At 73.7% G+C, this 20,423-nt stretch carries 15 protein-coding genes and 1 pseudogene; 7 read left to right on the plus strand and 9 right to left on the minus strand.

Annotated elements, in window-relative coordinates; all coding sequences use genetic code 11:
* The first annotated feature begins 15 nt into the window (after positions 1-15).
* The 4 genes from J4557_RS04380 to J4557_RS04395 all read left to right on the plus strand — a co-directional run bounded on the left by J4557_RS04380 (position 16) and on the right by J4557_RS04395 (position 4,350).
* Entirely contained in the window at positions 16-1,065 is a 1,050-nt protein-coding gene (locus J4557_RS04380) for an ABC transporter substrate-binding protein (protein WP_208265017.1), read from the plus strand.
* Positions 1,062-1,865 (plus strand): ABC transporter ATP-binding protein, encoded by an 804-nt coding sequence (locus J4557_RS04385; protein WP_208265018.1) that lies wholly within the window; start codon positions 1,062-1,064, stop codon positions 1,863-1,865. Before J4557_RS04380 ends, J4557_RS04385 begins: the two co-directional genes overlap by 4 nt.
* Positions 1,855-2,817, plus strand: a complete 963-nt coding sequence (locus J4557_RS04390) for an ABC transporter permease (protein WP_208265019.1) — start codon at positions 1,855-1,857, stop codon at positions 2,815-2,817. The genes J4557_RS04385 and J4557_RS04390 overlap by 11 nt, the downstream gene beginning before the upstream one ends.
* Before the next feature lie 159 nt (positions 2,818-2,976).
* Positions 2,977-4,350, plus strand: a complete 1,374-nt coding sequence (locus J4557_RS04395) for a sensor histidine kinase (RefSeq protein ID WP_243775217.1) — start codon at positions 2,977-2,979, stop codon at positions 4,348-4,350.
* Between the two features lie 154 nt (positions 4,351-4,504).
* Here J4557_RS04395 and J4557_RS04400 read toward each other — a convergent pair whose 3' ends face one another.
* From J4557_RS04400 to mfd, 7 genes are all read right to left on the minus strand, one after another.
* Entirely contained in the window at positions 4,505-4,861 is a 357-nt protein-coding gene (locus J4557_RS04400; protein WP_372442441.1) for a tetratricopeptide repeat protein, read from the minus strand.
* A gap of 314 nt (positions 4,862-5,175) precedes the next feature.
* The gene (locus tag J4557_RS04405; RefSeq protein WP_208265022.1) at positions 5,176-5,376 is read right to left on the minus strand and encodes a hypothetical protein; all 201 of its coding nucleotides are present in this window, start codon (positions 5,374-5,376) and stop codon (positions 5,176-5,178) included.
* A gap of 60 nt (positions 5,377-5,436) precedes the next feature.
* On the minus strand, positions 5,437-6,381 hold the full coding sequence (locus tag J4557_RS04410) for an NADP-dependent oxidoreductase (protein ID WP_208265023.1): 945 nt from the start codon (positions 6,379-6,381) through the stop codon (positions 5,437-5,439).
* Positions 6,382-6,467: 86 nt separating this feature from the next.
* The gene (locus J4557_RS04415; protein WP_208265024.1) at positions 6,468-8,858 is read right to left on the minus strand and encodes a transglycosylase domain-containing protein; all 2,391 of its coding nucleotides are present in this window, start codon (positions 8,856-8,858) and stop codon (positions 6,468-6,470) included.
* A 70-nt stretch (positions 8,859-8,928) separates the two neighbouring features.
* Positions 8,929-9,903 (minus strand): nucleoside triphosphate pyrophosphohydrolase, encoded by a 975-nt coding sequence (locus J4557_RS04420; protein ID WP_208265025.1) that lies wholly within the window; start codon positions 9,901-9,903, stop codon positions 8,929-8,931.
* Positions 9,904-10,063: 160 nt separating this feature from the next.
* The gene (locus tag J4557_RS04425; RefSeq protein WP_208265026.1) at positions 10,064-10,732 is read right to left on the minus strand and encodes a hypothetical protein; all 669 of its coding nucleotides are present in this window, start codon (positions 10,730-10,732) and stop codon (positions 10,064-10,066) included.
* Between the two features lie 87 nt (positions 10,733-10,819).
* On the minus strand, positions 10,820-14,446 hold the full coding sequence (gene mfd / locus J4557_RS04430) for a transcription-repair coupling factor (protein WP_208265027.1): 3,627 nt from the start codon (positions 14,444-14,446) through the stop codon (positions 10,820-10,822).
* 217 nt (positions 14,447-14,663) lie between these two features.
* Here mfd and J4557_RS49285 point away from each other — a divergent pair, with 217 nt between their 5' ends.
* The 3 genes from J4557_RS49285 (at position 14,664) to J4557_RS04445 (ending at position 18,332) form a co-directional block, all read left to right on the plus strand.
* A complete protein-coding gene (locus J4557_RS49285) occupies positions 14,664-15,629 on the plus strand; it encodes a class I SAM-dependent methyltransferase (RefSeq protein WP_307799383.1) in 966 nt (321 codons plus the stop codon).
* Between the two features lie 107 nt (positions 15,630-15,736).
* Positions 15,737-17,242: an adenylyl-sulfate kinase gene (gene cysC, locus J4557_RS04440; protein WP_208265028.1), complete on the plus strand. Its 1,506-nt coding sequence runs from the start codon at positions 15,737-15,739 to the stop codon at positions 17,240-17,242.
* Between the two features lie 151 nt (positions 17,243-17,393).
* Positions 17,394-18,332, plus strand: a complete 939-nt coding sequence (locus J4557_RS04445; RefSeq protein ID WP_307799385.1) for a sulfite exporter TauE/SafE family protein — start codon at positions 17,394-17,396, stop codon at positions 18,330-18,332.
* Here J4557_RS04445 and J4557_RS04450 read toward each other — a convergent pair.
* Both J4557_RS04450 and J4557_RS04455 read right to left on the minus strand, forming a co-directional pair.
* A complete protein-coding gene (locus J4557_RS04450; protein WP_208265029.1) occupies positions 18,309-19,778 on the minus strand; it encodes a lipopolysaccharide biosynthesis protein in 1,470 nt (489 codons plus the stop codon). The two genes, J4557_RS04445 and J4557_RS04450, sit on opposite strands and share 24 nt — an antisense overlap.
* Positions 19,779-19,801: 23 nt before the next feature.
* Positions 19,802-20,423: pseudogene (locus J4557_RS04455) on the minus strand (hypothetical protein); the annotation flags it as partial.

Below are 20,423 nucleotides of genomic sequence, written 5' to 3' on the forward strand. Positions count from 1 at the left end.
TAGGGAATGCCGACAATGCATCGCAGACTCCGATGGCGCGCGGCCGCCGCGGCACTGATCGTCCTGGCCGGCGCGGGGACGCTCAGCGCCTGCGGCGACGACGGCGGCGACGGGAAGTCCGGTGCGGGCACCCAGCTCAGGCTCGGGTACTTCCCGAACGTCACGCACGCCACCGCGCTCGTCGGCGTCGAGAAGGGCATCTTCGCCAAGCACCTCGGCAAGGCGCCGAAGACCGCCACCTTCAACGCCGGCCCCGCGGCCGTCGAGGCGCTGTTCTCCGGCGCGATCGACGCGACCTTCGTCGGCCCCAACCCGTCCATCAACGCCTGGGCGCAGTCCCACGGCAAGGCGGTGCACATCATCTCCGGCGCGGCGTCCGGCGGCGTCGCCCTGATCGTCAAGCCCGGGATCAAGAGCGCCCAGGACCTCAAGGGCAAGAAGATCGCCACCCCGCAGCTCGGCAACACCCAGGACGTCGCCGTCCGGTACTGGCTCAAGCAGCAGGGGCTCACCGCGAACAAGGACGGCAGCGGCGACGTCAAGATCATCCCGCAGGACAACCCGCAGACGCTGCAGACCTTCCAGCAGGGGACCATCGACGGCGCCTGGGTCCCCGAGCCCTACGCGTCCCGGCTGATCCTGGAGGACAAGGGCGTCAAGCTGCTGGACGAGTCGTCGCTGTGGCCCGGCGGCAAGTTCGTCATCACGAACCTCATCGTCAGCCAGGAGTTCGAGAAGAAGCACCCGGACGAGGTGAGGAAGCTCCTGGAGGGCGTCGTCGAGGCCACCGACTACATCAACCAGAACAAGGCCGACGCCGAGAAGGTCACCAACGACGCCCTCACCAAGCTGAGCGGCAAGCCCCTCAAGCCGGACGTCCTGGACTCCGCGTTCAAGTCGATCACCTTCACCGTCGACCCGGTCGCCTCGTCGCTGACCGCGGGCGCCCAGCACGCCGAGGAGATCGGGCTGCTGCAGAAGACCGACCTGAACGGCATCTACGAGCTCGGCCCCCTCAACGACGTGCTCAAGGCGAGCGGGAAGGCACAGGTCAGCGACAAATGACACAGGCCGTCACGGCCGCCCCGAGCCGGACCGCCGCGGCGGTCCGGCTCCGTGGCGTCTCCAAGGCGTTCGGCTCGGGGAGCTCCTCCCTGCTCGCGCTCGACCAGGTGTCGCTGGACGCGGCGCCCGGCGAGTTCGTCTGCCTGCTCGGCGCGTCCGGCTGCGGCAAGAGCACGCTGCTGAACCTGGTCGCCGGGCTCGACCAGGCCAGCGCCGGGACCGTCGACACCGAGGGCGCGCGGGTCGCGCTGATGTTCCAGGAGCCCGCGCTGTTCCCCTGGCTGAACGTCACGGCGAACATCGAGCTGGCGCTGAAGATGCGCGGCGTCCCCCGGCAGGACCGGCGGGGCCGCGCCGCCGAGCTGCTCGACTCGGTCCATCTCGGCGGGTTCGCGAAGAAGCGGCCGCACCAGCTGTCGGGCGGCATGCGCCAGCGCGTCGCGCTCGCCCGGGCCTTGGCGCTGACCGTCGACGACTCCGACGGCGGCCAGGGCACCGTGCTGCTGATGGACGAGCCGTTCGGCGCCCTCGACGCGATGACCCGCGACCTGCTGCACGACGAGATCGAGCGGATCTGGCGCGAGCGCGGGCTCACCGTCCTGTTCGTCACGCACAACGTCCGGGAGGCGGTGCGGCTCGGCGACCGGGTGGTGCTGCTCAGCAGCCGGCCGGGCCGGGTCGTGCAGGAGTTCCCCGTCCCGTTCGAGCGGCCCCGGCGGATCGACTCCACCGAGGTCGCCGAGCTCGCCGCGGCCGTCACCGACCGGCTGCGAGAGGAGGTCGGCCGCCATGGCGCATGACACCACGAGCCGGCACGACGCACCGGCCCCGGGCGTCCCCGAGCCGGGCACGGCCCCGGCGGGCACCATCGCCGAGGGCACGGTCCCCGCGGACACCGGTGCGGCGGACGGCCGGCTGGACCGGGAGCTGGCCGGGCTGGACGCCCTCGAACTCGGCGGCGCCGCCCGCGGCCGGGCGCTGCAGCGCGCCTGGTCGGCGGTCTGGCCGATCATCACGGCCGTCCTGATCGCGCTGCTCGCCTGGCAGGCGGTGGTGTGGAGCGGCTGGAAACCGTCCTACGTCCTGCCAGGGCCCAAGGACACGCTCCCCGTGCTCTGGGACCACGTCACGACCTCCTCCTTCTGGAGCGCCGTCGGCCTCACCATGCGGCGGGCGCTGATCGGGTACGCCGTCTCGGTCGCCTTCGGCGTCGTGATCGGCGCGCTGGTGTCGCAGTTCCGGGTGCTGCGCCGCGCGTTCGGCTCGCTGATCACGGGGCTGCAGACGATGCCGTCGATCGCCTGGTTCCCCCTCGCGATCATGCTGTTCAAGCTGAGCGAGAGCGCCATCCTGTTCGTGGTGGTGCTGGGCGCGGCGCCGTCCATCGCCAACGGGCTCATCGCGGGCGTCGACTACACCCCGCCGATCCTGCTGCGCGCCGGGAAGGTGATGGGGCTGCGCGGGCCGAACCTGTACCGGCACCTGATCATGCCCGCGTCGCTGCCGTCGTTCGTCGCGGGGCTGAAGCAGGGCTGGGCGTTCGCGTGGCGCAGCCTGATGGCCGGCGAGCTGCTGGTGATCATCGGCAGCACCACCTCGCTGGGCGTGCTGCTGTCGCAGGCCCGCGAGTTGAACGACGCCCCCGGCATGATCTCCTACATGATCGTCATCCTGATCGTCGGGATCGTGATCGACCAGCTGTTCGGAGTGGTGGACCGGGCGATCCGCGAACGCTGGGGCCTGGACGACTGACGCCTCCGCAGGCGGACCGATCTTTTACCCGCCGCCCACGGTCGCGTTTGCCCTGCTCCGGCAAGAAACACCGGGTATCGGCAACATACCCGGGAGGTCGTCATCAGTGTCCGGCTCCGCCGTGCCGCAGCGGTCCTGACCCGCTGGGTGTGGCGGATCTTGCTGCACGGCTCGCGGGTCCGGTTCCGGGTGACGGTGACGGCGGCGCTCGCCGCGCTCCTGCTGTCCACCGTCCTCTACGTGGTCTTCATCGCGCTGATCAGGCAGGACGCGAAGCACAACGTCGACGGGGACCTGTCGCGCGAGGGCCGGCGCATCGCGACGCTGATCCACGCCGGCGCGCTGCCGGCCCCGCACATCTACACGGTCGACGACACGCTCGCGCAGGTCGTCGACGACCAGCACCGCATCGTCGCCGCGAGCAGCCGGATGCAGGGCCGGCCGCCGCTGGCGTTCCCGCGGCCCCCGCCGGGCAACGACCGGCGCGACGGACGCAGCTGCACCGTCGACGCGCCCGGCGGCCCGTGCTTCCAGGTCGTGACGTACCGGGTGGGCCTGCCGGGACCCGGCCAGGACTTCGTGTACACCCTCGCGCCCGAACCCGGCCTGTTCCCGCGGCCGCTGCTCGCGGCGCTGCTCGGCCTCGGCATCCCCGCCACCGCCGGGCTCGCCGGGTACGGGACGTGGCTGTCGGCGAGCCAGATGCTGCGCTCGGTCGAGGCGATCCGCCGGGAGCTGGACGAGATCACCGCCACCGACATCCAGCGCCGCGTCCCGGTCCCGGAACGGCGCGACGAGATCGCGGTGCTCGCCGACAGCATCAACGCCACCCTGGACCGGCTGGAGGAGGCGGTGGCGCGGCAGCGCGCGTTCGTCGTCGACGTCTCCCACGAGCTGCGCAGCCCCCTCGCCGGGCTCCGGATGGAGCTGGAGCTGGCGCTCGCCGACCCCGACGCCACCGACCTCCCCAACACGCTGCGCGCCCTGCTCAACAACACCGACCGGGTCGGCGCGGTCGTGGACGACCTGCTCGCGCTGGCCCGGCTCGAGGCCGACCGCAACTTCCCGCGCGAGACCGTGGACCTGGCGGAACTGGCCGACCAGGAGGTGCTGCGCCGCCCCCGCCGCGCCCGCGTCACCGTCCTGTCGGAAGCCCCCGTGACGGTGAGCGCCGGACGCAGCGAGCTGGCCCGGCTGCTCACCAACCTGATCGACAACGCCGACCGGCACGCCCGGTCCGCGGTCACCCTGATCGTCGGCACCGAGGAGCCGGGGACCGCCGTCGTCGAGGTGATCGACGACGGGCCCGGCATCCCTCCCGAGGACCGCGAGCGCGTCTTCGAGCGGTTCACCCGGCTCAACGAGGGCGGGCACCGCGACGCCGGCGGCACCGGCCTCGGCCTCGCCATCTCCCGCGACATCGCCGCGGCGCACGGCGGCTCCCTCATCCTCGCCGACCGCCAGACCGACGAGGAGGGCGCCCGCTTCGTACTGCGTCTTCCCATGGGGGCGACCCCCTGGAACGCGCGCTAGCCCCGGGGGACGACCCCCTGGAACCCCCGTCACGACTGACAGACATTTTCCCCGCTCCGCGACGAAACCGCCTGTCAGTCGCCAGGCAGGCCCGTGCCCCGGGGGGCGGGCTCTGCTTCCCGTCAGTTGTTCAGCCGGGTCCCGGCGAGCGGGATCAGGCCAGGTCGGCCGCCGTCAGGGAGACGTCGACCTTCTCGGCGGAGCCGACTCCCATCGCCCGGGCGAGGTTGCGGTAGGTGCGGGCCTCGTCGGGGCGGCTGCGGCGCTCCAGGGTGCGGGCCAGGGCCTCGTGGGCCCAGCCGTTGCACGGGTCCAGCTCGACGAGGCGGCGGAACGTCTCCTCGGCGCGGCCGAGCTGGGCGCTGTGGAAGTACGCGCGGGCCAGCAGCTCGACGGCAGCGCGGTTGCCGGGCTCCTCGGCGACGACGGGGGCCAGCAGCCGGGCGGCGCCGGCGTAGTCCTTCGCGTCGAAGAACAGGGTGGCGCGCTCGAAGTCCTCGTAGGTGATCACGTGGGCCCCCTCTCGAAGGTTGCTTGACGCAACCATGAACCGGAGGAGCCCCGGCTTTGTTCCTTACGGGAAGGATGCCTCAGCCACCGCCACGGGCAGGCACGCGGAGCGAGCGCCAGCGAGCGCAGCGGGCATGCCCGACGACGGACGGGCTGTTTCCCGCGGAGCGCCAGCGGAGCGGGAAACAGCCCGTCCGTCGTGACGGGGGTTCCAGGGGGTCGTCCCCCTGGGCCAGCACCGTGACGGGGGTTCCAGGGGGTCGTCCCCCTGGGCCAGCACCGTGACCGGGGTTCCAGGGGGTCGTCCCCCCTGGGTTACTCGAGCTCGTCGCGGAGGCGGCGGCGTTCGTTCTCCAGGGCCTCGATCTGGCCGGCGAGCTCCTCGCGGGCGGCGAGGTTCTGGCCGCCGTCGACGAAGTCGGTGGCGTCCGCCGACGGGCCGGGCAGCTCGGCGCGGAGCCGGGAGATGTTCGCGTCGAGGTCGCGGATCCGGGCGCGCTTCTCGTCCTCGTTCATGTGGGTCTCCTCACGGGGGTCTGTTCCGTGCTGCATGCCCGGACGCGGGCCGCGATCACCTCAGATCCGGATCACCGTCTTGCCGCGGGCTCCTCCGGCGCGGTTGTCGGCGAGCGCGTCGCCCGCCGCCTCCAGGGGGACCTCGCGCTCGATCATCACCCGCAGCTTGCCCGCGTCGATGAGGTCGGAGAGCCGGTCGAGCAGTTCGGCGGACGGCGCGCCGACGTGGTTGACGCCGCGGTGCCCCTGGGCCTCCATGGCGTCGGGGTTCACCGACCAGGTCGTGCTGATGTAGGTGCCGCCGGGCCGCAGGAGCTGCGCGAGGCGCTCGGCGCCCTGGGTGTCGCTGGCCACGTCGAGGATCGCGTCGATGCCGTCGCCGTGCAGACGGAGCACCTGGTCGTTCAGGTCGCCCTGCGAGTGGTCGACGGTCTCGTCGGCGCCGAGGCGGCGGATCGTGCCCGTCATGTCGTCGCGGGCCGTGGCGATCACCTTGGCGCCGGTGAGCGCGGCGAGCTGCACGAGGGCCTGGCCGACGCCGCCGGTGGCGCCGACGATCAGGACGGTCTGCCCGGTGTCGAGGTCCGCCTCGTCCACCATCGCCATCGCGGTGCCGCACGCCGTCGGCACCGCGGCGGCCTGCGTGTAGATCATCCCGGCGGGCATCCGGGTGACGGGGCCGTCTTCGGAGGCCAGCGCGTACTCGGCGTAGCTGCCGATGCCGCGCTCGACGTCGCGGAACATCCCGTAGACCTGCTCGCCGTGCCGCAGCCGGGTGACGCCCTCGCCGACGGCCTCGACGACGCCGGCGCCGTCCTGGCCGAGGATCAGCGGGAAGCGGGCCTCGAGGGCGTCCTTCAGCATCCCGTCGGCGATCTTCCAGTCGACGGGGTTGAGGCCGGCGGCGATCATCTTGACGAGGATCTCGCCGGGGCCGGGCTCCGGGCGCGGCAGGTGCGTGGGCGCCGGCGTGGCGCCGTATTCGGACACGGCGATGGCTCGCATGACGATCGTCCCCCCGATGGACTGGTACTGGGATCACCCCGACGGATGATCTACCCCGGTACCCGACGATCACACAGGTGCGCAGGTCAGCCGCGGATTCCGTGGCGCGGGCCGCCGGCCTCGGCGCGGCGTTTGGGCCCGCCGCCGCCCTTGCTCGGGCGCAGCGTGATCGTGTCGCCGGGCCGCGCCGACGACGGGGAGACCTCCGCGACGGTCCCCTTGGGATAGTCGGACTTCACCGCGCCGCCGATCCGGACGGTGAACCCGGCGGCGCGCAGCTTCGCGGCGGCGTCCGCGACCTTCATCCCGCGGACGTCGGGCAGCCGGGCGCTCTCCTCGCCCGTCCCCTTGCTGAAGAAGTGCGACGGGGGCCGGACGAACGGCGACGCGGGCGTGCCGGCCAGCGCGCCGGCCATGCTCTGCTGCCAGATCGGCGCGGGGATCGTCGCGCCGTAGACGGGGCCGTAGCAGCGGCCGTCCATGCACAGGTCCGACATGGGGTGCTGGTAGCCGCCGCGCGGGTCGCCGACCCAGACCGCCGCCGCAAGGTCCGGGGTGTACCCGGCGAACCAGGCGGCGGAGAAGTTGTCGACGGTACCCGTCTTGCCCGCGGCGGGCCGCCCGATGCCCTGGCCGGCGGCGGTCCCCTTGGTGAGCACGCCGCGCAGCACGTAGTTCACGGCGTCGGCGGTCTCCTTGTCCATGGCCTGCTCGCAGTGCGCGCTCGGCACCTTGAGGCGGTGCCCGGACGCGTTGGTGATCTGCGTGATCGCGATCGGCGAGCAGTACCGGCCGCGCGCTCCGAACGCCGCGTAGGCGGCGGCGAGCCGGACGGGCGAGACGGGGTTGATGCCGAGCGTGAACGACGGGTACTGCTGCAGCGGCTTGCCGGTGGCCTGCTTCATGCCGAGCTTCTCGGCCATCCTGACCGTGGGGCAGAGCCCGACCTTCTTCTCCAGCGCGAGGAAGAAGGTGTTCACCGAGTGCTGGGTGCCGGTGACGATGCTGAACGGCTTGCCGCCCTCGCCGTCGCCCGCGTTGTGCAGCGAGGCGCCGGGGTCGCCGACCCGGCGGCCCTTGCAGTCGCGGTAGCCGACCGGCGTGAACGCCTTCGGCGCCATCAGCCGCGTGCCGAACGGCAGGCCCTGGTCGAGGGCGGCGGCGAGCGTGAACGCCTTGAACGTCGACCCGGCCTGCATCCCGATGCTGGAGCCGTGGTCGGCGTCCGCGGCGAAGTTGATCCACGTCTTGCCGCGCACCCTGTCCGAGCCGAGCTTCCGGTCGACGGCCATCGCCTTGATCCGGCCGGTGCCGGGCTCCACCATCGCCTCGGCGGCCGCCTTGTGCGCCGAGTTCTTCGCCGGGACGTGCGCGTCGACGGCGCGCTGCGCGGCCTTCTGCGCCCGCCGGTCCAGGGTGGTGCGGATGGTGAGGCCGCCGCGCTTCAGCAGCTTCTCGCGGCCGCCGGACGTCGCGCCGAACACCGGGTTCGCGAGGATCTCCCGCTGCACGTAGTCGCAGAAGAACGGCGCCGAGCTGGTGACGCAGCCGCTCTTGACGTCCTGGACGTGCAGCCGGACCGGCTGCCGTTCGGTCGCCGCGGCGGTGGCCTGGTCGATGTAGCCGAGGTCGGCCATCCGCTGCAGGACGGTGTCGCGGCGCTTGCGGGCCGCCTCCGGGTGCCGCGTCGGGTCGTACGCGAACGGGTACCGGACGACCCCGGCGAGCAGCGCCGACTCGGCGAGGTTCAGCTGGGAGGCGTGCTTGGAGAAGTACCGGCGGGACGCGGCCTCGATGCCGTAGGCGCCGGCGCCGTAGTAGGCGATGTTGAGGTAGCGGCGCAGGATCTCGTCCTTGGGGTAGCGCTTCTCCAGCGCCACCGCGTACCGCAGCTCGCGGATCTTCCGGGCCGCCGAGATCTCCTTGGCGGCGTCGCGCTCGGCCGCCGAGTCGGCCTGGGTGAGCAGCAGGTTCTTCACGTACTGCTGGGTGATGCCGGAGCCGCCCTGGGTGACCTCGCCGTTGCCGAGGTCGCTGACGAGCGCGCGCAGCGTGCCCTGCGCGTCGATGGCGCCGTGCTCATAGAAGCGGCTGTCCTCGATCGCGACGACCGCCTTGCGGACCATGGGCGCGATCCTGCCGAGCGGGACGTCCACCCGGTTCTGGTAGAAGAACGTCGCGAGCGTGGAGCCGTCGGCGGCGAGGATCCGGGACCGCTGCGGCACGCCGGAGGTGTCCAGGTCGGCGGGAACGCTGTCGAACCAGCGCGCCGAGTCGCGGGCGTTGACCCCGGCCGTGCAGGCCGTCGGCAGGACCATGAGCGCGACGAGCACCCCGGCGACGCCGCCGAGCACGCCGAGGCCGCGCAGCGCGCGCAGCTTCTGGGCTCGCGTGGTGGAGGAGGTCAGCAGCCGGCGGCGACGGCGCACCGGTGACCGGTTCCCGTTCCCGCCGCCGTCCTCGGCCCCGTTCGGCACGCGCTCACTGTAGACGGGCGACTTCCGGCGGACCACCCCATCGGCGATGTTCCGCCCGCGATGCCCCGGATCAGTCGCGCGTCCGCCGCCGTTCCCACGCTCTGACACGATCGCGGAATACCCGGGATACGGCCCGCAACTCCGCTTCGGCGTCGAGTCCGCGATCAGCGGCCTCCCGAACCAGGGCGAACAACCGTATACCCAGGTCGTTCCCGGTGTCGGCGGCGGTCGGGGCGAGTTCGCCCGGGGCGCCCGTCCGGCCGGCGCGGCGCTGCAGCTGCGCCGCCAGCGACAGCGCCGGCTGGCCCATCGGGACGCCGTCCAGCGCGGACGCGTCCGCGCCGCTCTTCGCCGCCCGCTCGGCCGCCTTGATCTGCTCCCAGTTCGCGTTGACCTCGTCGGCGCCCGCCACCGCCACGTCCGCGAACACGTGCGGATGCCGCCGGACGAGCTTGTCGACGATCCCGGCGGCGACGTCGTCGATGGTGAACGCGGTGTCGTCGGTGCGCTCGGAGGCCACCTCGGAGTGGAACGCCACCTGCATCAGCACGTCGCCGAGCTCCTCGCGCAGCGCGCCGTAGTCGCCGTTCTCGATGGTGTCGAGCACCTCGTAGGACTCTTCGAGCAGGTACGGCACGAGCGTCTCGTGCGTCTGCTCCCGGTCCCACGGGCACTCGCGCCGCAGCCGCTCCATCACCGCCACCAGGTCGAGCAGCCGCGCGCCGGGCAGGTCGTAGGAGCCGTGCAGCACCTCGACGTCCAGCGGGTCGCTCACGACGAGGGCGCCGACCGCGCGCATCAGGTCCTCGTCGCCCTCGGGCGCCGCGATCCACACGACGTCCGCCTCCCGCGCGGCGGCGACGAGCGCGGCCGGGTCCGGGACGGCGGTCTCCTCGGCGGTCACGCCCGCGTCGCGCAGGTACGGCAGGAGCGGATGGCCGGGGCGGGCGAGCACCCGCCCCGCCGAGCGCAGCGCGTCCCACGCCTTCCAGGTCAGCAGGCCGGGCGCGACCCGGTGCGTGGTCGCCAGCAGCGTCAGGCTCATGCGCGCGTCCCCTGCGGGGGGACGACCCTTCGCGCCTCCCGGTTCGCTCCGCTCATGCGAGCACCCCGCGGGGGGACGACCCCCCGCACCCCCCGGTTCGCTCCGCTCATGCGAGCACCCTGCGGGGGGACGACCCCCCGCACCCCCCGGTTCGCTCCGCTCATCTTTCGGAGGTACCCGTTTCCGCCGACGACAGGTCGTACACGACCGGGCCGATGTCGACCTTGGCCGCGTCGTACCGGCCGAACCGCGGGTTGATCTTGATGTGCATGCCGTCGGCGGTCCGCTGGAACAGCTCGCCCCACTGCTGCGCGGCCTGCACGGTCAGCGGGCTCTGCGCGTTGTTCAGGTCGGCGCCGAACTTCTGCATCACCGCGGTCTGCGTCGCGATGAACCGCGCCAGGTCGCGGGCGCGCGACCGCGGCAGCCCGCTGGCCAGCGTGATCGAGCCGGCGCCGCCACGCTGGTCCATCAGCGCGGTGGTCCGGTCGGCCAGCCCCTCCGGCACCGACACGCCCGCCCGGCGGGCGACCCGGTCGGCGACGCGGAAGTTCACCAGCAGGCTCAGCGCGCCCTGCATGTCCGTCTCGGACTCCTGGTCGCCGAGCCCCGGCGCGAGACCGCTGGAGTTCGCCCGGATCTGGTTGGCGACCGGGTCGTCCTTGAACTGGCCGCGCCAGTCCCGGACGGTCTGGTCGAGGGAGCTGACGGTGATGCGGTCGCCGCCGACGAGGGCGGCGGTGCCGACGCGGGTCTGGCCGCCGCAGCCGGCCAGCGCGCCGGCCGCCACCACGGCGGCCACCACGACCTTCACGGACTTACCGGGCACGGAATCCTCGTCTCGTCGTTCGTCGCTGTGCGTCGCCGGACACGTCGGGACGGCCCTGGTCCTGATCGTCCGGCGATCCGGTGCAGCCTATCCCCGCCCGGCGGACGCGGGCGAGACCTCCAGGAACAGCGCCTCGACCAGGTCGGTCGCCCACTTCAGCAGCTCCTGGTCGCGCAGCGGGCGGCCGCCGAGCGGCGCCGTCTTCGGCGCGGGCACGAGCAGCGTGTCGGTGGCGGGCTTCAGGATGCTCTTCGGGTACAGCCGCTGCAGCCTGACCTGCTTGGAGTCGGGCAGGTCCACCGGCGTGAACTTGATGAAGTTGCCCTGGACGGTGACGTCGGCGAGCCCCGCCCGGCGCGCCTTCGCACGGAACCGCGCGACCTCCAGGAGGTTCAGCACCGGGACGGGCAGCGGCCCGAACCGGTCCTTCAGCTCGTCGTGCACGGCGCCGATCTCGTCCTCGGACGTGATCGCCGCGATCCGCCGGTAGGCGTCCAGCCGCAGCCGCTCGCCCGGCACGTACTCGTGCGGCAGGTGCGCGTCGACGGGAAGCTCGACCTTGGTCTCGACGGCCTCGGGCTCGGCGCCGCCCTCCTTCAGGTCCCGGACGGCCTCCCCGACCATCCGGACGTACAGGTCGAACCCGACTCCCGCGACGTGCCCGGACTGCTCCGCGCCGAGGATGTTGCCCGCGCCGCGGATCTCCAGGTCCTTCATCGCGACGTACATGCCGGCGCCGACCTCGGTGTGCTGCGCGAGGGTCGCGAGCCGCTCGTGCGCGGTCTCGGTGAGCGGCTGCTCCGGCTGGTACAGGAAGTAGGAGTAGGCGCGCTCCCGGCCGCGGCCGACGCGGCCGCGCAGCTGGTGCAGCTGCGACAGCCCGTACATGTCGGCGCGGTCGACGATCAGCGTGTTGGCGTTCGGGACGTCCAGCCCCGACTCCACGATCGTCGTGGCGACCAGCACGTCGTAGTTCTTCTCCCAGAAGTCGACCATGACCTTCTCGAGCTCGTGCTCGTTCATCTGGCCGTGCGCGGTCGCGACCCGCGCCTCCGGGACGAGGCGGGCGATGTTCGCCGCGACCTTGTCGATCGACCGGACCCGGTTGTGCACGAAGAACACCTGGCCCTCGCGCAGCAGCTCGCGGCGGATCGCGGCGGCGATCTGCTTCTCCTCGTACGGGCCGACGAACGTCAGGACCGGGTGCCGCTCCTCCGGCGGCGTGAGGATCGTGGACATCTCCCGGATGCCGGTGAGGCCCATCTCCAGCGTCCGCGGGATCGGCGTCGCCGACATCGCCAGCACGTCGACCTGCGTGCGGAGCCGCTTCAGCTCCTCCTTGTGCTCGACGCCGAACCGCTGCTCCTCGTCGATGATCACCAGGCCGAGCTTCTTGAACTTCGTCTGCGCCGACAGGATGCGGTGCGTGCCGACCACCACGTCCACGGTGCCGTCGGCGAGGCCCTGCAGCGTCGCGCCGATCTCCCCGTCGGTCTGGAACCGGCTGATCGGCTTCACCACGACCGGGAACGCCGCGAACCGCTCGGTGAACGTCGACAGGTGCTGCTGGACGAGCAGCGTCGTCGGCACCAGCACCGCGACCTGCATGCCGTCCTGGACGGCCTTGAACGCGGCGCGCACCGCGATCTCGGTCTTGCCGTAGCCGACGTCGCCGCAGATCAGCCGGTCCATCGGGACGGGCTTCTCCATGTCGCCCTTCACCTCGTCGATGGCGGCGAGCTGGTCGGGCGTCTCCACGTAGGGGAAGGCGTCCTCCAGTTCCCGCTGCCACGGGGTGTCGGCGCCGAACGCGTGCCCGGGGCTCGCCATCCGCGCCGAGTACAGCCGGATCAGCTCCCCGGCGATCTGCTTGACGGCCTTGCGGGCACGCGACTTGGCCTTCTGCCAGTCGGCGCCGCCGAGCCGGTGCAGGCTGGGCGCCTCGCCGCCGACATAGCGGGTCAGCTCCTCCAGCTGGTCGGTCGGGACGAACAGCCGGTCGCTCTTGGCGTACTCCAGGATCAGGTACTCGCGGGTCGCGCCCTGCACCGTCCGGCTGACCATCTCCACGTACCGGCCGACGCCGTGCTGCTCGTGGACGACGTAGTCGCCGGGCTTGAGCTGCAGCGGGTCGATGCCGCCGCGGCGCCGCGACGGCATCCGCCGGACGTCCTTCGTGGACGACTTCTGCCCGGACAGGTCGGTCTCGGTCAGCACCGCGAGCTTGACCGGCTCCCAGGTGAAGCCGTTCTCCAGCAGCCCGGTCGTGACGGTGACGACGGACGGCTCGGGCGGCGCGGCCACGTCGGCGAGCCGCGCGCCGACGCCCTCCTCGCCGACGAGCTGGACGAGGCGCTCGGCGGGCCCGTGGCCCGCGGTGACCATGACGACGCGCCAGCCGGCGTCGATCCAGCCCTTGAGGTCGCCGACGACGCGGGTGGTGTCGCCCCGGTACGCCTCGGCGGCGTGCACGCCGAGGTTCAGCACCTCGCCCGGCGCGTCCGGGTCGAACGCGCCGGACGCGTCCCCGGCCGCCGCGCCGGGGGTGAGGGCGGTGACGCTCCAGCGCGGCAGGCCGAGCTCGGCGCTGTGCGCCCGCACCTCCTCCAGCGACCGGAACGCGGCGGCGCCGAGGTCGATGGGCGCCTCGCCGCCGGCGGCGGCGTTGACCCAGCTGGCCTCCAGGAACTCCTGGCTGGTGCGGACGAGCTCGACCGACCGGGTGCGGATCCGCTCCGGCTCGCACACCAGCAGCGCCGAGCCGTCCGGCAGCAGGTCGGTGAGCAGTTCCATGCTCTCGGCGAGGACGGGCGAGAACGCCTCCATGCCCTCGACGGTGTCGCCGTCGGCGATCCGGCCGAGGATGTCCTCCAGCGCCGGGTGCTCCCCGGCCAGCCGCCTCGCGCGCTCGCGGACCTTCTCGGTGAGCGGCAGCTCGCGGCACGGCGGGGCCCACAGGCCGTCCTGCGCGACCTCGAGGGACCGCTGGTCGGCGGCCTTGAAGTAGCGGATCTCCTCGACGGTGTCGCCCCAGAACTCCACCCGCAGCGGGTGCTCCTCGGTGGGCGGGAAGACATCGAGGATGCCGCCGCGCACCGCGATCTCGCCGCGCTTCTCGACCAGGTCGACGCGGTGGTACCCGGCGTCGACGAGGCGGCGGACGGCGTCGTCCATGTCGGCGTCCCCGCCGGACACGAGCCGGACCGGCTCGAGGTCGGCGAGGCCCGACACGATCGGCTGGAGGACGGCGCGGATCGGCGTGACGACGACGTCCAGCGCGCCGCCCTTGGCGCCCGCGCCCTCGGCGCCGGGCTCGCGGGCCTCCTCCTCGGTGGGCGCGTCGGCCGCGTTCGGGTGGACGAGGCGGCGCAGCACGGCGAGCCGCTGCCCGACCGTGTCGGAGCGCGGCGACAGCTTCTCGTGCGGCAGCGTCTCCCAGGCCGGGAAGTGCGCCACCCGGCCGGCGCCGATCAGGCTGGTCAGCGCGGCGGTGAGGTCCTCGGCCTCGCGGCCGGTCGCGGTGACCGCCAGCACGACGCCGTGCCGCCCGCCGGGACCGGCGGAGCGCGCGCCGACCGCGCGGCTCAGCGCCGCGGCGAGGATCGGCCAGGTGGCGGGGGGCGCGACGACCTCGGTGTCGACGCGCGCCCGCTTCAGCGCGCGCTCGAGTTCAGGGTCGGCGCATGCAAGGTCAACAAGTCCAGAAAGCGTCATCTTCGCCCGTAAGTTCGCATTCACCCCGAGGGGCAGGGCAGCCCGAAGAACCGGAATCCGTGCGCGGACCCGGCATCGCCCACCAGCCTACGCGCCCGCGCCCGCCCTCGCGCTGGCGGCGCCGCAGACCGCCGCCGGTCGCGCTGGGCGACACGGCGGTTACCAAGAATAGGCAAATAGCGGACAGAGTGCAGTCGAGCGGTTACGCTGCGAAACTGTGACCGATCTGCGTACGCCGCCGGTCAACGACGGCGATCTCTTCTCAGAACGCGCAAGGCAGTACGCACTGGAGAAGCCCCTGCAGCGGATCCACATCCTGGAGGCGGGCTGCGGCTGGGGCGCGGGGCTGGACCTCGGCGACCGCGACTGCCTGGTGACCGGGGTCGACCTGGAGTCCCCGGAGCTGCGCGCCCACACCTGCGAGCGGCCCGACCTCGACGAGTGGCACCTCGGCGACCTCCGCACGGTGCCGATGCCGCCGCGCGCCTACGACATCGTCCACGCGACCTACCTCGTCGAGCGGGTCCCGCACGCCGAGCTGGTCCTCGACCGGTTCGTCGCGGCGCTCAAGCCGGGCGGGCTGCTGCTGGTGCACCTGCGCGACCGCAACACCGCGTTCGGGTTCCTCGACCGGCACCTGCCGCGCTGGATGCACGCCTCGGGGCGGCGCCGGAAGTCCCGTCCCGCCCGGGCGGCGCGCGGCGCCCATGCCCGCGTCCCCGCCGAGAGCCCGGCGGCGGGCCCGGTGGAAGACGCGGCGGGGGGCATGGCGGACGCCGCCGTCCCGCCGCCCGCGGGCACCGCCGTCGCCCTGCCGGACGCGCCGGACGCCCGCGGCGCCACGGACGGGCGGGAGCGGCCCGCTCCGCGGCGGGAGAGGCGGCGGGTCCCGGCGGCCGAGGCGCGCGCCGGGCGGGCCCGGCGGCTCCAGCCGCCGCCCGCGATCTACGACAGGGTCGCGTCGCGGCAGGGCATGCAGTGGTACTGCGTGATGCGCGGGCTGATGATCGCCGAGGAGTACACCTCCCGGCAGGCCATCGACGCGCTCGGGGCCGGAACCGGCCTCACCGACCTGCTGTGCCGGCTGGTGTCGGCGGCCAGCCGGGGCCGCCTCACCGCAGACCACAGCGACGTCACCCTCGTCATCCGCAAGCCGGAGAACCGCTTCGCCCGGGTGATCTGACGGGGGGCGGAGATGCGGGCACCGGCGCGACCGCAGTAATTTGGCGGGAAATCGACCCTTGACCTGCATCGGCCCGGCGCGCGCGCCGGGCGGGATCGGAGACCGCGGTGACCGCCGAAGCCGGCCTTCCCGACACGCTGCGCGACCTGCCCGGGTGGGCTCCGGACGCGGTGGAGCTCGCCGATCTGGAGCTGCTGCTGGCGGGCGTGTACCGGCCGCTGACCGGCTTCCTCGGCTCGTTCGACGCCGCGATGGTGATCGCGGGCGGCCGGCTCGCCGACGGGACGCCGTGGCCGGTCCCGGTCACCCTGGCGGTGCCCAAGGAGCTGACCGCGCACGAGCGGCTCGTCCTGCAGGACCCGGAGGGCGTGCCGCTGGCGGTCCTGAAGGTCACGGAGGCCTGGCAGGACCCGACGTCCCAGGGCTGGCGGCTGGCCGGTCCGCTGGAGCCGCTCCGCTCCCCCGCGCACGGACCGTTCCACTCGCTGCGCCGCCGTCCCGACGAGCTGGACCCGGTGGACGGCCCGGCAGCGCCGGCCGAGGGAGGACGCGCCGCCGGCAACCGCCTTTGCGTCGCCACCCGCGAGCCCCTGCACCGCAAGCAGCTCGGCCAGATCCGCCAGGTCGCCGAGCAGCTCGGCGCGCAGGTGCTGGTGCTGCCGCTGCTGAGCGGCGAGCACGACGAGTCGCTCGTCCGGGCGCTGCTGGGCGTTCGCAAGGAGCTGCCGGAGGGGACGCGGATCGTCCCGGTGCCGCTGCCGCCCCGCGGCGACCACGAGCGCGACCTGCTCCTGCGCGCGCACGTCGCCGCCGCGTACGGCGCCACGCACCTGCTCGCCGAGCAGGAGATGGAGGGCACCGCGATCCCGGTCGTGGTGCCCGAGCCGTGGGCCTATGACGCAGACGTGGAGATCTGGCGTCCGGTGGCGCGGATCGAGCCCGACCACGTGCAGGCGGAGCTGACCGCCGAGCGGCTCGGCGAGCTGCTGGACGCGGGCGAGCCCGTCCCGGACTGGTTCACCCCGCCGGCGGTCGCCGCCGAGCTGGCGCGGGCCCGCCCGCCGAAGCACTCGCGGGGCGTCACGGTGTTCTTCACGGGCCTGTCGGGCTCGGGCAAGTCCACGGTGGCGCGGGGCCTGGCGGACGCGCTGGTCGAGCGGGGCGGCCGGACGGTCACGCTGCTGGACGGGGACGTGGTCCGGCGGATGCTGTCGGCGGGCCTGACGTTCTCCAAGGCCGACCGCGACCTGAACATCCGGCGGATCGGGTTCGTCGCGGCGGAGATCACCCGGCACGGCGGGGTGGCGATCTGCGCGCCGATCGCCCCGTACGCGGCGACGCGCGCGGAGGTGCGCCGGATGGTCTCGGCTGCGGGGGACTTCATCCTGGTGCACGTGTCGACGCCGCTGGAGGAGTGCGAGCGCCGCGACCGCAAGGGCCTGTACGCCAAGGCGCGAGCGGGGCAGATCCCGGAGTTCACCGGGATCTCCGACCCGTACGAGGTGCCGGACGACGCCGACCTGGTGCTGGACACCTCGGCGATGGCGCCGGACGAGGCGGTGGGGCGGGTCCTCGAGCTGATGGTCGCGGGCGGCTGGCTCCGGACCGAATAGTCCTCTTTCGTCCCTTAAGACGTAGATCGTCAATCTAGTCGCGTTTGTTGGGGTGCACCCGGGTTAACAGACCCGGGTGCGGTCCCGTACTGTATTAGGCAAGTTTTCCTATATAGCAGGTAGGTCATGCCGCTGTAGGGGGTGAAGGCGCGTGGACTTCGACTGGACCATGGCCCTCGGCTCGTTCCTGGTCGCCATCGTCGTCGGGCTCACCGGGATGGGCGGCGGCGCGCTCATGACCCCGATGCTCGTCACGTTCTTCGGCGTCAGCCCGCTCGCCGCGGTCTCCAGCGACCTCGTGGCGGCGGCGGTGATGAAGCCCGTCGGCAGCGCCGTGCACTACCGGCAGGGCACCATCAACATGCGCCTCGTCGGCTGGCTGTGCGCCGGGTCGGTCCCGGCCGCGTTCTCCGGCGTCCTGCTCGCCCGCGCCCTCGGCCACGGCGACCACGTCGAGGACCTGATCAGCAAGGCGATGGGCGGCGCGCTCCTCATCGCCGCCGCCGGGCTGGCCGTCCGCGGCGTGCTCGCGCGGCGCGACCGGCACCGCCCCGGCGCCGCGGACGGCGAGGCCCCGCAGATCCGGATCCGGCCCGTGCCGACCGTGCTGATCGGGCTCGTCGGCGGCCTCGTCGTCGGCATCACCTCGGTCGGCTCCGGCTCGCTCATCATCGTCGCGCTGCTCGCGCTGTACCCGACGCTCAAGGCCAACCAGCTCGTCGGCACCGACCTGCTCCAGGCGGTGCCGCTGGTGTTCGCCGCCGCGCTCGGCCACCTGCTGTTCGGCGACTTCCAGATGCAGGTCACCGCCGCGCTGCTGGTCGGCTCGATCCCGGGCGTCTACCTCGGCTCGAAGATCTCCTCGCGCGCCCCCGGCGGCCTCATCCGCCGCGTGCTGGCGCTGGTGCTCGTCGCGTCCGCGCTGAAGATGTTCGGTGTCGGCGCCGTCCCGATCGCGTGGACGGTGGTCGTGCTCGGCGCCGGGACGGCCGCCGTCTGGCTGGCCGGGCGCCGCCGCACGGCCCGGTCGGCGGGCGCCCGGAACGGCCGCGAGCGCGTCCCCGCGTCAGCGGACGAGCTGGTCCCCTGACCCCGCCGTCCGGGCAGAGGCCCCTGACGGCTGAGGCTCCGCGCCCGCAGGCGCCGCCGCCGGCCCGCCGCTCCCGCGCGGCGGGTCGCCCTTGCGCAGCATCCGCCACAGCATCAGCGCCGAGACGATCCCGCCCGCGCCCAGGCAGTAGGGCGCGATCGCGGCGTGCCCCGGGTCGGCGGCCAGCAGGCCGAGCAGCACGGCCAGGCCGCTGAGGCTCTCGACACCGCGGATCACGAACACCGAGCGGGACTGCTTGCGGGCCGTCGCCAGGCTGGCCAGCGGCAGCGTGCAGGAGAAGCACACCGAGTAGAGCGCCCAGCCGCCGAGCGCCACCCGGTCCACCTCGAACGAGCCGCCCGTCACGACCGGGCCGAGCCAGCCCACCAGCAGGATCCCGCCGAGGCTCATCACGAGCGCGATCCCCGACATCAGCCCGCACGCCCGCACCGCCTGCCGGGCCCGCATCGGCCGGCCGGCCTTCTCCGCCTTGGCGAAGTCGCCGAGCAGGAACCAGCCCGCGCCGTTGACGAAGGTCAGCGCGGGCGACAGCAGCAGCCGCGCCGCCTCCACCCCGGCCAGCGCGGCGGTGGACGCGAACCCGGCGATCATCACGCGGGCGAGCAGCAGCGCGGTGGGCCGGATGCCGGCCTGCACCGACCGCCACCAGGAGAACGCGAGGATCTCCCGGAACGCGGTGCCGCGCAGCGAGGCGAGCGCGTACTCCTCGCGCGGCAGCCGGACCCGGGCCAGCAGGATCGAGGCCAGCGACCCCGCGCACATGGAGGCGAGCAGCAGCTCCACCGAGGCGCCCGCGCCGGCGCCGAGCGAGGCGCCGAGCACCGCGAGCGTCGTCAGCAGGTAGCAGGCGTCGTTGACGGTCAGCCGCCAGAACTCCATCCGCGCCGTGAAGATCCGCCGCCCGGTCTCCTCCAGCAGCCACAGGGCCACCGAGAGCGCGAACAGCGCGATGCCGAGCGGCCCGGCGAGGTGCATGGCGGCCGCCACGACCGCGCCCACGGCCGCGCCGGCGACCACGGTGCCGCCGACCGACAGCAGCAGCGCGCCGCGCACCCGCGGCTCGAACCGGTCGAACACCGTGAGGGTGTCGCCGACCCAGCTGGTCTGCACCGAGGTGATCATGACGATGATCGAGAAGAGCAGCGCGTAGGCGCCGTAGCCGGACGCGCCGAGCGTGCGGGCGGCCAGCGACTGCACGACGAGGCTGCCGCCCGCGGTGACGAACTGCACGGCGACGGCGCCGCCCGCGGAGCCCAGCAGCCGGCCGGCCTTCCCCGCGATCCGCTTGCCGCGACCGCCCGCGGCGGGTGCCGCGGGGGCCGGGCCGGGCACGGCGGGCAGGTCGATCGCGGTCTCGGCCGTGCTCCTCTCGGCCGTGCTCACCTCGGCGGCGCTCGTCTCGGCCGTGCTCTCAGGGGTGCTCACGCTCCGTCCCGAAGCCCCCCGGGTCACCTGTCCAGGTCGTAGTGCATCAGGGACGAGTCGCCTTTTCCCTTGCCGGCCCCGGTGCCCGGTTCCGGCTTGCCGCCCCGGCCCTTGTCGGCCACGGGCTTGTCGGCCGCCGGCTTGTCGGCGGCCGGCGACGGCTTGTCCGCGCTCGGCACCTTGCCGCCGAGCAGGTACAGCGGGTCCTCGGCGGTGCGGGTCGGGTCACCGCCGTCCGGCCACAGGTCGGCGGCGATGTCGGAGGCCGGGCGTTTGTCGCCCTCCGCGGGCTTGTCCGAGCGGCCCTTCGGCGCGCCCTTGCGCGGCGGCTTGCCCGACGGGGGCGGCGTCTTCGGCAGGCCGGACGCGCCGTTCCCGGTGGACGCGCCGCTGCCGTTCGCGCCGCCGGCCACGCGGGTGCCGCGCGGGCCGGACGACGAGCGGGTCCCCGATCCGGACGGCGCCGCCCCGTTCGCCCGGGACGAGCGGCCGCGCTCCGGCGGGAGCGGCGGCGGGGACGCCGGGACCGCCTGGGTCGCCGACGCGGACGGCGCGGACGGCGCGACGGGACCGCCGCGTCCCTCCTCGGGCGCCCAGCCGCGCCCGCCCGCGGGCTCGGCGGGCGGCGCGGCCCTGCGGGCCCGG

This window comes from Actinomadura nitritigenes (assembly GCF_017573545.1).
GTDB lineage: Bacteria > Actinomycetota > Actinomycetes > Streptosporangiales > Streptosporangiaceae > Spirillospora > Spirillospora nitritigenes.